Source organism: Phytobacter sp. SCO41 (assembly GCF_003073275.1).
Taxonomy (GTDB): Bacteria; Pseudomonadota; Gammaproteobacteria; order Enterobacterales; family Enterobacteriaceae; genus Phytobacter; species Phytobacter diazotrophicus.
Genome location: NZ_CP027225.1, coordinates 3,132,186 through 3,147,692 on the forward strand (window position 1 = coordinate 3,132,186; position 15,507 = coordinate 3,147,692).

At 55.2% G+C, this 15,507-nt stretch carries 12 protein-coding genes; 5 read left to right on the forward strand and 7 right to left on the reverse strand.

Annotated elements, in window-relative coordinates; translation table 11 throughout:
• Positions 1 to 55 precede the first annotated feature (55 nt).
• From C5523_RS15140 to C5523_RS15150, 3 genes are read left to right on the forward strand one after another with little or no spacing between them, the layout of a single operon-like run.
• Complete coding sequence (locus tag C5523_RS15140) at positions 56 to 1,456, forward strand: cytochrome ubiquinol oxidase subunit I (RefSeq protein WP_039079291.1); 1,401 nt, start codon at positions 56 to 58, stop codon at positions 1,454 to 1,456.
• Entirely contained in the window at positions 1,456 to 2,466 is a 1,011-nt protein-coding gene (gene cydB, locus C5523_RS15145; RefSeq protein WP_039079292.1) for a cytochrome d ubiquinol oxidase subunit II, read from the forward strand. The genes C5523_RS15140 and cydB overlap by 1 nt, the downstream gene beginning before the upstream one ends.
• Complete coding sequence (locus tag C5523_RS15150) at positions 2,466 to 2,600, forward strand: DUF2474 family protein (RefSeq protein WP_082027085.1); 135 nt, start codon at positions 2,466 to 2,468, stop codon at positions 2,598 to 2,600. The genes cydB and C5523_RS15150 overlap by 1 nt, the downstream gene beginning before the upstream one ends.
• Positions 2,601 to 2,614: 14 nt before the next feature.
• Here C5523_RS15150 and C5523_RS15155 read toward each other — a convergent pair whose 3' ends face one another.
• The 7 genes from C5523_RS15155 to C5523_RS15185 form a co-directional block, all read right to left on the reverse strand.
• Positions 2,615 to 3,109, reverse strand: coding sequence for a 2-oxo-tetronate isomerase (locus C5523_RS15155; protein ID WP_039079293.1), 495 nt, complete (start codon positions 3,107 to 3,109; stop codon positions 2,615 to 2,617).
• A 53-nt stretch (positions 3,110 to 3,162) separates the two neighbouring features.
• Positions 3,163 to 4,356 carry a zinc-dependent alcohol dehydrogenase gene (locus C5523_RS15160; RefSeq protein ID WP_039079294.1) on the reverse strand — a complete coding sequence of 398 codons (1,194 nt, stop codon included), beginning with the start codon at positions 4,354 to 4,356 and terminating at the stop codon, positions 3,163 to 3,165.
• Positions 4,357 to 4,632: 276 nt separating this feature from the next.
• Positions 4,633 to 5,616: a cytochrome d ubiquinol oxidase subunit II gene (locus tag C5523_RS15165; RefSeq protein ID WP_071194886.1), complete on the reverse strand. Its 984-nt coding sequence runs from the start codon at positions 5,614 to 5,616 to the stop codon at positions 4,633 to 4,635.
• Positions 5,609 to 6,994, reverse strand: coding sequence for a cytochrome ubiquinol oxidase subunit I (locus C5523_RS15170; protein WP_108701427.1), 1,386 nt, complete (start codon positions 6,992 to 6,994; stop codon positions 5,609 to 5,611). The genes C5523_RS15165 and C5523_RS15170 overlap by 8 nt, the downstream gene beginning before the upstream one ends.
• A 1-nt stretch (position 6,995) precedes the next feature.
• Positions 6,996 to 7,475, reverse strand: a complete 480-nt coding sequence (locus tag C5523_RS15175) for a DUF1641 domain-containing protein (RefSeq protein ID WP_039079297.1) — start codon at positions 7,473 to 7,475, stop codon at positions 6,996 to 6,998.
• Positions 7,475 to 10,447 carry a formate dehydrogenase subunit alpha gene (fdhF, locus tag C5523_RS15180; RefSeq protein ID WP_108701428.1) on the reverse strand — a complete coding sequence of 991 codons (2,973 nt, stop codon included), beginning with the start codon at positions 10,445 to 10,447 and terminating at the stop codon, positions 7,475 to 7,477. Before fdhF ends, C5523_RS15175 begins: the two co-directional genes overlap by 1 nt.
• A gap of 803 nt (positions 10,448 to 11,250) precedes the next feature.
• The gene (locus C5523_RS15185) at positions 11,251 to 13,647 is read right to left on the reverse strand and encodes a membrane-bound PQQ-dependent dehydrogenase, glucose/quinate/shikimate family (RefSeq protein WP_223878700.1); all 2,397 of its coding nucleotides are present in this window, start codon (positions 13,645 to 13,647) and stop codon (positions 11,251 to 11,253) included.
• Between the two features lie 223 nt (positions 13,648 to 13,870).
• Between C5523_RS15185 and C5523_RS15190 the strand changes: the two genes are divergently transcribed.
• A complete protein-coding gene (locus C5523_RS15190) occupies positions 13,871 to 15,193 on the forward strand; it encodes a sodium:proton antiporter (RefSeq protein ID WP_108701430.1) in 1,323 nt (440 codons plus the stop codon).
• 116 nt (positions 15,194 to 15,309) lie between these two features.
• Positions 15,310 to 15,507 carry a hypothetical protein gene (locus C5523_RS15195; protein ID WP_039079301.1) on the forward strand — a complete coding sequence of 66 codons (198 nt, stop codon included), beginning with the start codon at positions 15,310 to 15,312 and terminating at the stop codon, positions 15,505 to 15,507.

Here is a 15,507-nt window from a genome sequence, read left to right on the forward strand (position 1 = left end):
TGCCTGTGTTATTCACCCCTTAGCCAAGGGGTGTTTTTTTGATAAGGGGATCGTGATGTTTGAATTAGATGCCTTTCATCTGGCAAGAATACAATTCGCTTTTACGGTCTCTTTTCATATTCTCTTTCCGGCTATCACGATTGGGCTTGCCAGCTATCTCGTGGTGCTGGAGGGGTTATGGTTAAAGACCAAAAACCCTGACTGGCGCGCCTTGTATCATTTCTGGTTAAAAATCTTTGCAGTTAACTTTGGGATGGGGGTGGTCTCCGGTCTGGTCATGGCCTATCAGTTCGGAACCAACTGGAGCGGCTTCTCGCAATTTGCCGGGAGTATTACCGGCCCTTTGTTGACCTATGAAGTACTAACGGCCTTTTTCCTTGAGGCCGGGTTTTTAGGGGTGATGCTCTTTGGCTGGAATAAGGTAGGCCCCGGTCTGCACTTCTTCGCGACCTGTATGGTGGCGCTCGGCACGCTGATGTCCACCTTTTGGATCCTGGCGTCCAATAGCTGGATGCACACGCCACAGGGATTTTCGATTGTAAATGGTCAGGTGGTCCCTACCGACTGGTTTAAGGTCATCTTCAATCCCTCTTTCCCTTACCGTTTACTGCATATGACGATTGCCGCCTTTTTAAGTAGCGCCCTCTTTGTTGGCGCCTCTGCGGCCTGGCACTTATTGCGTGGCAATGACACCCCTGCCATCAGAAAGATGTTATCGATGGCGATGTGGATGGCGCTGGTCGTCGCCCCGGTGCAGGCCTTTGTGGGCGATATGCATGGGCTCAACACCCTTGAGCATCAGCCGGCCAAAATAGCCGCCATTGAAGGACACTGGGAAAACCCGCCAGGCGAAGCCACTCCTTTATTACTTTTCGGCCTGCCGGATATGGAGGAAGAGCGCACACGTTACGCCGTTGCCATTCCCGCGCTGGGCAGTCTGATTCTTACTCACTCCTTGCATGACCAGGTTCCGGCGCTAAAAGACTTCCCGAAGGCTGACAGGCCAAACTCCACCATTGTGTTCTGGTCTTTCCGCCTGATGGTCGGGATGGGGCTGCTGATGATAGCGCTGGGTATTCTGTCGCTGTGGCTGCGATATCGACACCGCTTGTATACCTCAAGGCCCTTTCTGCACTTCGCGCTGTGGATGGGTCCGGCTGGTCTTGTCGCCCTGCTTGCCGGATGGGTGACAACGGAGTCAGGTCGCCAGCCCTGGGTTGTCTATGGCCTCCTGCGCACGATTGACGCCGTCTCGTTACACAGTACATTGCAGATGAGCCTGAGTCTGGCAACATTTATTATCGTCTACACCTCCGTCTTCGGTGTGGGATATGGCTATATCGCACGCCTGATTAAAAAAGGTCCGCAGCCGTGGGATGAGCACCCCACCGACGGCAGACCTGCACGCCCGCTCTCTGCGGCTGGCGAGAGCTTACAGACCGGGGAGAGAAAATAATGGGTATCGACTTATCGCTTATCTGGTTTGTCATTATTGTCTTCGCCACGCTGATGTATATCGTGATGGACGGCTTTGATCTTGGCATTGGCATTCTTTTTCCCCTGATCACGGACGAGGGGGAACGGGACATCATGGTCAATAGCGTCGCACCGGTCTGGGATGGCAATGAAACCTGGCTGGTGCTGGGTGGCGCCGGTCTGTTTGGAGCCTTCCCCCTCGCCTACGCGGTGATCACCGACGCACTGGCTATTCCCCTGACGCTGATGCTCATCGGCCTTATTTTTCGCGGCGTTGCCTTTGAGTTTCGCTTTAAAGCGACACCCCACCATAAGCCCTTTTGGGACAAAGCCTTTCTTGCAGGATCATTACTTGCCACCTTTACGCAGGGAGTAGTCGTTGGCGCGGTGATCAATGGTTTTACCGTCACGGGTCGCACCTTTAGCGGCGGCGCGCTGGACTGGCTTACGGCATTTAACCTGTTTTGCGGTCTTGGACTGGTGATTACCTATGGCATGCTTGGCGCAAGCTGGCTGGTGATGAAAAGCGCGGGCGCGTTGCAGCAAAAAATGCGGGTGGCCGCCAGGACATTACTTCTCGGTTTACTGCTGGCCATGGCGATTGTCAGTCTCTGGACACCGCTCACCCACGAGGCGATCGCGGCGCGCTGGTTTAGCTTCCCTAATCTCTGGTTTTTTGCGCCCGTTCCGTTGCTGGTACTGATTTTAAGCGTGGGGTTATGGCGTACCTTACATAACCCGCAACACCATACCCTGCCTTTTATATTGACCCTGGGGTTAATTTTCCTCGGTTTTAGCGGACTCGGCATCAGTATATGGCCAAATATTATTCCGCCTGATATTTCGCTATGGCAGGCGGCATCACCGCCGCAAAGTCAGGGATTCATGTTGGTGGGGGCGCTACTGATTATTCCCGTCATCCTTGTCTATACCTTCTGGAGCTATTATGTGTTCCGCGGGAAAATTGAACATGGGGAGGGTTATCATTGATGAACAGTAAACAAAGCGGCGCAGTGAAAAAAGTGATGTGGTTTATTTCACTGTGGTTTGGCAGTGTGCTGGCGTTATTTATCGCCAGCACACTGATTAAATTATTGATGACGATGGCAGGTCTGCATACCTGACGAAAGAAATGCGCTTACTGATCATCCGCTAATAGCATAATTAAGGTGCCTAATGAATAACTGGCGGCCTGTTTTATAACCGATTCACTGTCACCTTCAAAATGTTTTACTTTAGCGACAATGACATTGTCAGGAAGTTGCCAGGCAAACCAGACCGTCCCGGCCGGGGTGCCATCTTCACCACCATCCGGCCCGGCATAACCGCTAACGGCCAGGCTGACATCCGCCCCGGAGTGGGCGATAGCGCCGGAAACCATCTCCTTCACCGTCTGTTCACTCACCGCGGTATGGGCTGAAATTGTCTCTTCTTTGACGCCCAGCACCGTGATTTTCGCGCCATCCGTATAGGTGATAAATCCACAGCCATAAAACGAGGGCGTATCGTCAGAAGCACAGAGCGCCGAGGCGATTAACCCCCCGGTGCAGGATTCGGCCGTCGTCAATCGTAACTTCTTTTCAGTGAGCAATCGCCCCAGTTCGTTGGCGATAGATAAAGCGGGTGTTGTCATTATTTTCCTCCTGTCATCCACATGGCGGTTGCGCAGGCAACCGCCCTTTCCCATCAGAGGGTTGCTTTTTCCGCGCTCAGGCCCGGCACCAGAATAACCTTACGGCACTCCTCCTGGCGCTTATCGAAGATTTCATAGCCCCGCGCCGCCTCTTCAAGCGGAAGATGATGTGTCACAATCTCTTCCGGAGAGAGGTGGCCCTGGTCGATAAGTTCAAGTAAATCAGGCAGGAAAGCATGGACGTGGGTTTGGCCCATTTTGAAGGTCAGCCCTTTATCAAAGGCATCGCCAAACATAAATCCGTGGATAAATCCGGCATAGACGCCGGGCACGCTGACAATACCGCCACGGCGCACGGCTGCGATGGCTTGCCGGAGGACCTTGCCGCTACTGCCTTCAATCTTGAGGTTGCTCATGACGGTCTCGGTCAGGCTGCCTTTCGCTTCAAAGCCAACCGCATCGATCACCGCATCGACACCGCGATGGCCCGCCGTGTTTTCAATGATCCAAGCGGCGGGATCATCATTCTTATCGAAATTAATGGGAATGGCGCCATAGCGTTGGTGGGCATACGCCAGTCGATAATCATTGTGATCAATGATAAAAATCTGCTCGGCCCCATTCAGTCGCGCACATGCCGCCGTCAGTAGTCCTACCGGTCCGGCGCCGTAGATGGCCACGCTTGACCCCTTTTTTATCTCCGCGTTTTTCACTGCCTGCCAGGCCGTTGGCAGGATATCGGAGAGGAAAAGCACTTTTTCATCCGGCAAGTGTGCGGGGACTTTAAACGGCCCGGTGTTGGCTTTCGGGACGCGAACATACTCCGCCTGCCCGCCAGGAATACCGCCATAGAGGTCACTGTAGCCAAACAGGGCCGCGGGCGGCGTAATGCTCTTACGGTTCAGTGCTGCGCCCTTCCCGCTGTTGGTGTTTTCGCAGGCGGAGTATTGCTGCAGTCGGCAGAAAAAACAGTCTCCGCAGGCAATCACAAATGGAATAACAACACGGTCGCCTTTACTGACATTTTTGACTTCCGGGCCCGCTTCAACCACCTCGCCCATAAATTCATGACCAAAAATATCACCATGATGGGTGCCCGGTATTTTACCGTGATAGAGGTGCAAATCTGAGCCGCAAATAGCCGTTGCGGTTACACGCAGAATAATATCATCCGGGGCCTCAAGACCAGGGTCGGGCATCGTATCCACTTTAACGTTATGAGGTCCATGATAGGCGAGTGCTTTCATAGGCGCGTCTCCTGATTAACGGCTTTGAATAAACAGAACGGTAAGTTTTTGGTATTAATCTGAATTATCTGCCGCCTTTTATTAAGGCTGCATCGATTACGCTCCATCTTATTTACCGATTAAGAATATAAAGGATAGAACAAAAATTAAGTTTCCATTGATTGTTCCTCTTCGTAGACAATAAAATAAAAATAACAAGCGCAGCGGAATATGTTTTGAACGTACCCGTCTATTTATTCATCCTGCGAAAATGTCTGTTCTTTAATTGGCGGGCAGCTAATGAATCTTGCCGCTAAATACGCGAAAGACCCAGGTGTTATAGGCTAAGGTTATCGGCGCCAGCAGGCCAAAGCAGAGGAGAAGAAACTGTTGCGTCTTTACCGGTGCCGCCGCCTGTTGAATCAGGAGATTCACGGGCACAATAAAAGGGAACAACGTAAAGGCCAGCGCCGCGAACGCACAACTGACCAGTATCTGAATGGCGGCCATCGACAAGAACACATAGTGCCGTGAAAGGCCAATCCACAGCACCGCAAGCCCGGCAGACGCAATGGTTAACAGCGGCCCCCACAGCCAGGGGTTGAGGAGATGCTGCCGCCAGGTCTCATGAAGAAAAATGGTCCAGACCAGTAACCCGGTCACAAGAACCAGCGTCAGGGCGCTAAGCCAGGGAATAGCGCGCCTTGCCCGGTATTCCAGACTGCCCGTACAACGCCAGTTCAGCCATCCCGCCCCCATCAGGCAGTAGCCCGTAATCAGGGCAATGCTGCAAAAGAGGGGGAAAGGGCTCAACCATTCCCACCCCGTCCCGGTAAACTGTTGACCGTCGTTGGGGAGTCCCATAATCAGAGTGCCAACGATGACACCCTGAGAGATGCTTGCCAGTAATGAACCGCCCACCAGCATCGTGTCGAAGAGGCGTGGCGCATAGTGCCGGTATTCAATGGCCATGCCGCGCGCCACAAGCGCCAGCAGCATCATAAAGACCGGCACATACAGCGCGCTAAGCATAATGGCATAGGCCAGCGGAAACAGCCCCAGCAGGCCTCCTGCCGCCAGCACCAGCCAGGTTTCATTACCATCCCATACGGGCAATAAAGAGAGGTTAAGCTGATGGCGGGCGTCGGCATCGCGCTGGAATGCGCATAACATGCCCGTACCTAAATCGGCGCCATCGAGTAAAACATAGACCCACAAGCTCCCCGCCAGCGCCGCAGCAGAGAGGGTCTGTAACCAGGGAAGCCCCAGAAGTTCACTCATTCTGCGCCCCCTGCCCTGTACGCCTGGCGACATCCGGCATTGCCCCTTCTTCGTCCCGTTGCGGCGGGCGTGACAAAATGCGCAGCAAAAACCACAGCCCAAGCCCAAACAGCGCGAGATAAACCGTCACAATACACACCAGAGAACCCAGCACCAGCGATGGCGATACGGGCGAGGCGCTCTCAGCCGTGCGCAGCAGACCGTACACAGTCCACGGCTGTCGCCCGGCTTCGGTCACCACCCACCCGGCCAGCATGGCGACAAACCCCGCCGGGGCCATCAGCACCATCAGGCGAAGCAGCCAGCGTGCGTGAAACAGATGGCGGCGCAGGCGCACCACCAGGCCGGCAACCCCGGCAAAGGTCATCAGCAGCCCCAACCCAACCATCACCCGAAACGACCAGAAGACCAGCGGAACCCAGGGCAAGGTATCCTGGGGGTACTGATTGAGGCTATGAATTGTTCCCTGCAAATTGTGGCGCAGGTACAGGGAACCCACATCCGGTATCGCCACCTCATAGTGGTTGCGGCGGGCCGCCATATCCGGTATGGCAAACAGGCGCATCGGTTCGCCCTCGCCCGGCGGCGGCGGGTTCCAGTTGCCTTCGATAGCCGCCAGTTTCACCGGCTGGTGATCGCGCGTGTTTTCACCGTGCAGATCGCCCAATACGATTTGCAGGGGGGCCATTACGACCAGCATCCACATGGCGAGAGAAAACATGTGCCGTGCCGCCGGATGGCGTGCATCGCGCAGCAAGTGCCACGCACCACAGGCCGCCACCAGGCAGGCGGTGCCGAGCATGGCGGCCGCGACCATATGCGCCATCCGCCACGGAAACGAAGGGTTGATAATAGCCGCCCACCAGTCGACAGGCTCAAAACGCCCCTCTGTACCTATCACAAAGCCATCCGGTGTCTGCATCCATGAATTTGCTGCGAGGATCCAGAAGGCGCTGAAAAACGATCCCAGCGCCACAATAGAGGTCGCCATAAAGTGGACCCACGGGCGCACCTTGCCCATCCCGAATAGCATAACCCCCATAAATCCGGCCTCAAGGAAAAAGGCCACCAGCACTTCCATATAGAGCATCGGGCCCAGCACGGCCCCCGTGCGGCTGGCAAGCCCGCTCCAGTTGGTGCCGAAGGAAAACTCCATCACCACACCCGTCACCACGCCAACCGCCACATTCAGGGCAAATATTTTGCTCCAGTAGCGCCACAGGCTCAGCCAGACCTGCTGCTTTCGCCAGAGCCACAGGCCTTCAAGCACCATCAAAAATTGCGCCAGCCCAAGGGTAAAGGCGGCCAGCACAATATGAAAGCCGATGGTAAACGCAAACTGACCACGTGCCAGTAGCAGTGCGGTTTCCGGGCTCATGCTAGGCGTCGCTGGGTTTGCCGGTATATGAAGAGATGGGCTTATCGACCTGCTCCTCCATCCGGCGGGAAAAGGCTTTAAGCCCGTTAAGAACAGGCTGCAACGAGCGCCACAGGTCGTCATCCTGCAACATTTTCCAGACTCCCTGCACGCCGGGCGCCTTTTGCTCGCGGGTCTGTTCAGGCTGGCTCAGCGCATCCGCCATATCCCGCAGGCCAAAGGCCAGTTTATAGACCCGATCCGGCGGCAGAGAGGAGAGCGCCAGAACAATGACCGACACATTCTGGATGACATTGAGTGTGCCTTCCCGTTGCAGCCCCTTCACCAGAACCTGCGCGACCTCGTTATTCGCTGCCACCAGATCGTTGACTAAACGCAATACACCATGCTGGTGCAAGGTCTCCAGCAGACGTTCCAGTTCGTCGTGGGCGTCCGGCCCGATTTTTGCCGGTTCCGGCTGATACTCTATCGATTTCGCCATCAGAATCTCTCCGGATGTGGTTCATGCGCCGGTGGCTCGTCATAATCATCACGACGCCATTTCTCCTCCACGGGCACTTTGTTAATGGGGGTGCGCTTGCCGTGGCGGAAATTGTGTGCGGGTAAGGGGCCAGGGTGAGCAGGCCGTTGCAGCGGCTGCAACTGAACGGCGATTTCTTTATAAGCAGGCGTATTCACCGCCGGATCGTGATGCTCGCCGGTCAGTTGATTAATCCCCGGCTTGCCCTGATGGATAGAGATGAAAAGCACGTTACCCTGCACCCGATCCGTCACGACAATCGGGACATCAAGCGTTCCCCTGCGCGAGCTCAGCCTCACCCAGTCGCCCTCATTCAGGCTGCGTCCCGCCGCCAGTTCGGGGCTCACCTCTACATACCATTCGGGCGAGAGGCTGATCGTCCGACCCCCTCTGCCGCTCTGGTTGGTCGACTGGAAGTGTTCGAGCATGCGGCCATTGTTCAGGATAAGGTCAAATTCGGCGTCAGCCTCCTCCGCAGGCGGCTGCCAGCTCAGGGGATAAAGACGGGCACGTCCGTCGGGGAATTTAAAGCGCTCGGTGTAAAGTAATGGCGTACTGACGCCCTCAGGGCTCACCGGCCAAATCTGTGATTTCCAGCCTTCCAGACGCGCGTAGCTGACCCCGGCAAAACTTTCGGCAATCTTTGCCACTTCGTCCATGATCTGCCCCGGATGGGTATAACCCCAGTCATACCCCATTTTCGCGGCCAGTTGCGTGAGGATAAGCCAGTCCGGTCGGCTGTCGCCGAGCGGCGGCATCACCGGATAAAACCGCTGGATGCGTCGCTCGGTATTGACGTAGGTGCCCTCTTTTTCCACGCTCGGGCACCCCGGCAATACCACATCGGCAAACTGCGCCGTGCGGCTGAGAAAGAGATCCTGCACCACCAGGAAATCGAGCTCCGTAAAGCCCTGATGCACATTGGTTGTGTCCGCGTCAGAAAAGGCGGTCTCCTCACCGATAACATACATCGCGCGAAGTTGATCGCTGGCCGCCAGCTTGACCATCATAAAATTGTCCTCACCCACGTCGAGTGAGAGTTTTTCTGGTGCCACGCCCCATGCCCGCGCCCACTTCTCGCGCACCTGCGGGTCGCTGACCGATTCGTACCCCGGATAGAAATTTTTCAGGCAGCCGAAATCACTGGCCCCCTGTACGTTGTTGTGACCACGCATGGGGTAGCCCCCCGTTCCGGGGCGGCCATAGTTACCGGTCACCAGCAGCAGGTTGGACAACGCCGTACTGGTATCCGCGCCATGACTGTGTTGCGTTATCCCCATCGCCCACAGGATGCACATGCTTCCCGCCTGGCCTATCAGTTCCGCCGCTTCGCGCAGCGTGTTTTCCTGGATACCGGTAATTTGCGCGGCATAGTCCAGGGTAAACGGGGCCAGCGAATGGCGATACGCCTCCACGTCATTCACGCGTGCGGCAAGAAACGCCTCGTCGGCATAACCGTGGTCAAACATGTAGCGCGACATCGCGGATGCCCATACCAGATCGGTGCCTGGGTGGATACGCAAATGCAGATCGGCGCGTTCTGCCATCTCATGACGGCGCGGATCGACAACCAGCAATTTTTGTCCACGGTGTTTGCGGGCGGATTTCAGTTTCGAGGCAATAACCGGGTGGTTCTCTGCCGTGTTGCTGCCCACAATCACAATCAGTTCCGCCTGTTCCAGGTCGTGTATCGTGCCAGCATCGCCGCCATAACCTACCGTGCGAAAAAGCCCCTCCGTCGCCGGGTTCTGGCAATAGCGCGATGAGTTGTCGACACTGTTCGTGCCGATGATCAGTCGCGCGATTTTTTGCGTCAGGTAAGCCTCTTCATTGCTGCCTTTACTGGAGCCTATAAAGCCAATGCTGTCCGGCCCTGTTTCATCACGGATAGCCAGCAGGCGTTGCGCGACGAGGGTGAGCGCCTCCTCCCAACTTGCCGGGCGAAAACGGTCATTTTCGCGGATAAGCGGCGTGGTCAGGCGTTCCGGGCTATTGATGAAATCCCACGCGAACTTGCCCTTCACACAGGTCGAAATGCCATTCACCGGCGCATCAATCACCGGCTGCACTTTAAGGAGATGCCGGTCGCGGGTCCACATTTCGAAACTGCACCCCACGCCGCAGTAAGTGCAGACCGTCTTGGTGCGTTTGATCTCCGGCTGTCGCAGATGGGTATCAATAACTGAAATGCCGGAAATAATTTCTGCCCCGGTGGCATTCTCCAGCGTTTTGATAACATCAATCAACGGACGCTTCAGGGACTGGCGCATAGAGGTGAACGGACCGGCATCGGGCTGCATGGTTTTTTCGAGCAGCGCGTTACACGGGCAGACCGTGACACAGTGACCGCAACTGACACAGCTTGAGCCCGCGATGCGGTTACCGCCGTCCCATAACACGCGTGGATGTTCCATCGTGTAATCGATGCTCAGCGTCTCGTTGACTTCAACGTTCTGGCAGGCCTCCACGCAGCGCCCGCACAGGATGCATTGATCGGGGTCATAGGTGTAAAACGGATTGGATTCGTCTTTCACATAAGGCTTGCGCTGGAAAGGGTAACGCTGGATAGGGATATGCATGTCCACCATGGTGTTATGCAGCGTGCAGTCACCGGTATTGTGTTCGCAGACGGTGCAATAGAGTTCATGCTTTGCCAGCAGGCGATCCATCCCCTCCTCTCTGGCGACACGCGCATGTTGGTCGGCGCTATTGATGACCATCCCATCCTGGCTACGCAATGTACAGCCTCTGACCAGCGTCCCCTCCTGTTCAACCCAGCAGACATCGCAGGTTTGCAGCGGCTCCAGCGCCTGGTGATAGCAGACGTGGGGCAAGGTGATATGGCAGGCATCAAGAAAATCGATAAGCGGCATGTCCGCCGGGCCGACAAGGGCCTTGCCGTCGTAAATGACGGTACATTTTTGCAGGCTCATTTTGCTTCCTCAGACCAGTCATGTACGCGCACTCCCGTTTGGTAAAATGCGTTACGTCTTATCCTGATGAATAACGCGTTTTTACTCACGCCATGGGTGACGTATCTGTTATGGCGGTTAAATAGATTTTTTGCTAAACCGAGTGGCAAAGCCGGAAATATTCCGTCTGTCTGTTTGTTGTGAAAAAATCGTAGTGAAAAAAACACTGTCGCTCTAAAAAAGAGTATGAGCAAACGTTACAAAACGAAGCGGTAAAATTGCGCCGGAGCAATAAAGAAAATGGTCGTATTAGTTGGCCCGATATACTTTTTATCCGCATACGTTAATGCATCTGATTATAGATGCCCGAATCAGCTAAATGACGCAGACAGGCTCACCCTCAGAAAAACGTAAGACGCCCGCTCACGACAAAGTCACAACTTATTGACTATAAAATATAAAAGGCCACACAGCGTGGCCTTTAGACTCTTCTATTTTTTATCCGGATCAGGTTTTTTATCTCCGGACTCGGGTGCTTCACGGGGATCATCTTTCTCAATATACAGCATAAAAACCGCCTCCTGTTTTCAATAAGAGATTAACTATAGACGGTCTCATGAAAAATAAGCCAGGCGGCAAGCGCCATGTTAAATCCAAAATACCGTTACGCTTGTTGAAATATTGCATGAAGATTGCGCGTAAATAATGCCAACAGAAAAGAGAGTTACATCGATAGTTCCCCTTTTCTGGCCCGATAAAAAAGACCTGCCGAATAAGCAGGTCTGAGAATTAAAATAAAGGATGACGGCCTGATAAACGCTTACTCAGGGTAAGGCATACGCCATTAACGCGTCTCCGGAGCGGGTTCCCAGCCCCCCATGCCCACCGGCAGCGATAACCACATACTGTTTGCCATCATCGCCCTGGTAGGTCATTGGCGTTGCCTGCCCTCCTGCCGGAAGCCGTGCGCGCCAGAGCTCTTTGCCGCTGGCCTCGTCAAACGCGCGCAGGTAATCATCCGCTGTGGCGCCGGTAAAAATCAGCCCACTTTGGGTGATGACATTTCCCCCCATCATGAAAATCCCGGTCGGCAAGGGCAGATTGGTATGGGTGCCGAAAATGTTCATATCGCGGGTGGTTCCCGCCGGACGCTCCCAGATAATCTTTTTGCTCACCAGGTCGATGGCGTAGATTTTCCCCCACGGCGGCGCGTTGCACGGGGCATCCAGCGCGCCCAGCCAGGGTTTAACGATGGCCGCCCAGGGGGTGCCATATTGCGGCCCGACGGAAAACTCTTTCGGTTTGGGATAGGGTTTTCCACTTCCCCAACCGGCCCATTTCTGCATTAATCCCTGCTTGATCGCCTCTTCGCTTTTCATTACCTGCATGGTGAACGGGATGTAGCTGGTATTGGCAATCAGCACATGATGGCGCGGATCGACAGAGGCGCCGTACCAGTCAATCACGCCGTCAAAGGCCGGATAGGCAATGGACGTGCCCTCTGCAGGCGGCGTGAACTTACCCTGATAGCGGTAACGGTGGAACTGGATGCGACACCAGAGCTGATCAAAGGGCGTGGCACCCCACATATCGGTTTCGCGCAAATCAGCCGGAGAGAGATCCGGCATCCCCACGGAGTCAGGTTGTGTTGCCGATAAACGCTCGCCAGGCAGCGAGGGATGCTGTGGAACGGGCTTTTCGTTAACCTGCGCCAGCGGTGTGCCCGTTCGTCGGTCGAGCAAGAACAACTGTCCCATTTTGGTGGTCTGCACCAATGCGGGTACCGTTTCACCCCCCTCAGCGGGCAGGTCAATTAACGTTGGGCCAATGGGCACATCATAATCCCAGACATCATGATGTACCGTCTGGTAATGCCAGCGCTCCGCCCCGGTGCGGATGTCCAGCGCCACAATAGCGCTGGAGTAACGGTCATCAAAGGGGCGTCGACCCGCACCATAATAATCAGGCGTGGCATTGCCCAACGGAATATAAATCAACCCCAGTTGAGCATCCGCGGTATAGGTTCCCCAACCGTTCGGCGTCCCGCGCGTATAGTTCTCACCCGGGTTAAGCGGCGCGGTGGGCGGGTTACGCCCCATATCCCAGGCCCAGGCCAGTTCACCGCTGTTGACATCATAGGCCCGGACAACGCCGGAGGGTTCGCCGGTAGACTGGTTATCGTATATCCAGCCCCCCAGCACAATGCGTCCATCCATCACCATCGGCTGTGAGGTGATGAAATGGAAACCGGGCGGCACATCGCCCAGATGATCGGTCAGGCTGATAAAGCCATTCTTACCGAAGTTTGCACAGGGTTTACCCGTCTGTGCGTTGAGCGCCACCATACGGGCATCCGCCGTGGTCGTGATAATTTTTTGCGGGCAAACTGTATCATCGGTATTTTCGCTCCACGCCACGCCGCGGCAGGCCAGATACTCATTGGCCGAGGTATCGTTCTGCGGGTCGAACCGCCACAGCATCTTACCCGTCGTGGCATTAAGCGCGATCACCTGGCGATGGGGCGTACAGATATAGAGCGCATTACCCACCTTGATGGGCGTCACTTCAAGGTTAAATTCACGCCCGGCTTTGTCTTCCCCCTTTTGCATGACATCGCCAGAGTCAAAGCGCCACGCCAGTTTCAATTGCGCGACATTCGCAGGCGTGATCTGCGCCAGCGGTGAATATCGCTGACCCTCAGCGGTGCGCCCGTAATATTTCCAGTCCTTTTCGCCGTCTGTCAGGGCGGTTGTTTTCTCCGCCGGAAACGGCTGATGATGGACAAAACGCGCATCCGAAATCTGCCAGCCGCTCCAGAAAATGCCGATAATCGCGACCACATACACCAGGGCGATGGCGCTGCCATTTCGTCTGGCTGGCGCAGAGCGCGTCAGAGGGCGAACCACCCAGGGCATGCTTACCCACACGCCCAAAACTGCAGGCAGCAGTAAACGAGGCATCAGTTGCCAGCCATCCAGGCCGACTTCCCATAAAGACCAGATGACGCACAGGACAAAGGTGAAAAGATAAATCCAGACCCCGGCCAGACGCTTTCTCCACAACAACACGCCGCTGAACAGGAAGCCGCAGCCAAAAAGCAGATATCCGGGCGAACCGCCAATAAAGGCCAGCCAGCCGCCGGGCAGCAAAAATGCGAGTCCGAAAAGGGTCACCAGAACACCGGTGACGCGCGCCCATAAAGGCGATGTAGTCTGTGACACAACCCACCTCTTTTGTAAATTCATGTCAATAAAGCTTAGGAAATTTCACATAAGGCGTATTTAAAACCAGAATGAGGAGTATCCAGGCCATACAATTCATTTACTTTCAAAGAGATGAAGTCACTGCTTGTTCTTTGTGCTCACTGTCCGACCTGGAAGAACGCCCGGTTAAGGGCTATACCCTTTCGATGAACAGACGCTGTGCTGAGGATTGAGGAGGTGTATGGGATATCTGGCGTGGACCGCAGCAACCGGTGGTTTATTACTTTTGATGTCGTTGTCCTATGGGTGGATTAGCCGCGTACCGGTCCCCGTCTTTGGGCTGTATCTTATCGTCGGTATCGGCTGTGGCCCCTGGGGTCTTGGCCTGATCAATCTTGATATCGTCCAACACGCCTCCTTAACCAGCCGAATAACCGAGATTGCGATGGCGGCCTCGTTGTTTATTACCGGCCTTAAAATTCGCCTGCCGCTCAGCTCCCCGTACTGGAAAATGGGGTGGATGCTGGCCCTGCCCGGTATGCTGTTAACTATCGCAGGCATCATGGTCGCGGCACATTTTCTGGCAGATCTCTCCTGGCCCCTCTCGCTGGCGTTAGCCGCTATCCTGGCCCCCACCGACCCCGTGCTGGCAAGTCTGGTGGCAATCAATGACGCACGCGACGGCGACCGGCTGCGCATCGCGTTATCCAGCGAGGCCGGTCTGAACGACGGTACCGCCCTGCCGTTTCTGATGCTGGCGGTGGTCTGGTATAAAGCAGGCGGTACGATCGGCGCCGATGAATGGCTACGCTGGGTGAGTGTCGATCTGGTCTGGGCGCTGATTGGCGGGTTAGCGATCGGCTTTCTTCTTGGCAGAGTCATTGGCCTTGCAGCCACCCATTCCCGCCATGCGCAAGGGGAAGTCGCCCCCAGCGATTTCATCGCGCTTTCCCTTATCTGTCTGAGCTTCTCGCTGGCCATGTCGGTGAGTGCGTCCGGTTTTTTGGCGGCGTTTGCCGCAGGTGTCGGCTTGCGTAGTGCGGAAGTGAGCGTGCAGAAACGCCATTCTGAGGAAGACGACCATGATTTACCTGCGGAAATGCAGGTAAATCCCCACACCCGACATGCGCTGGAAGAGCGCAACCCAATAAAGCAAGTCGGTCTCGTCATCGGCGATGCGTTGTCTTTTGGCGATACGGTAGAGCGTTTGCTGGCGGCGACGCTGGTCATCGTTCTGGGGGTGACCTTCGCATTACACTGGGACGCCACTGCCCTGATGCTGGCATTGATTATCTTTGTGGTCGTCCGGCCACTGGCGGTATTCATCCTGACATGGCGCGCAAACGAATCGCTGTTTCATCGCATAAGCCTCGGGTGGCTCGGTATCCGTGGCATCGGCAGTCTGAACTATATCGCTTATGCCTGGGTTCATGGCCTGGCGGGAAGCGAGGCAATCAGGATGGTGGATATTGCCATTACGGTTGTTACCCTCAGCGTATTTATCCATGGCATATCGGTGACGCCTTTATTGGCGCTGCGCCGCAAACGTGAAGAAGACCAGTAAAGCGGTGTTTTCGCCGGGTAGCGATAATCTGGATTTTCTTCTCATCCTCGTCTTCCCGCCTGCTGCAACCAGAAGAGTTTTCACTTGCCTCTATACTTAGTGCCGGAGGTCTTTTGATGAGAACGTTTTTTAAATCTTTATTTGCCAGCCCGGACGCCTTATTGCAGGTGATGAGCCACAGTGAAATTCAGGACGCCATTGAGGATGGCGAGCGGATCGTTGTTGACGCAGATGGTAACACGTCGGTGAATATCCACTGCCAGAAGGTGCAGGATGATTTCAAACGGCATGTCGATGCGTTAAAGAGGGCTTAG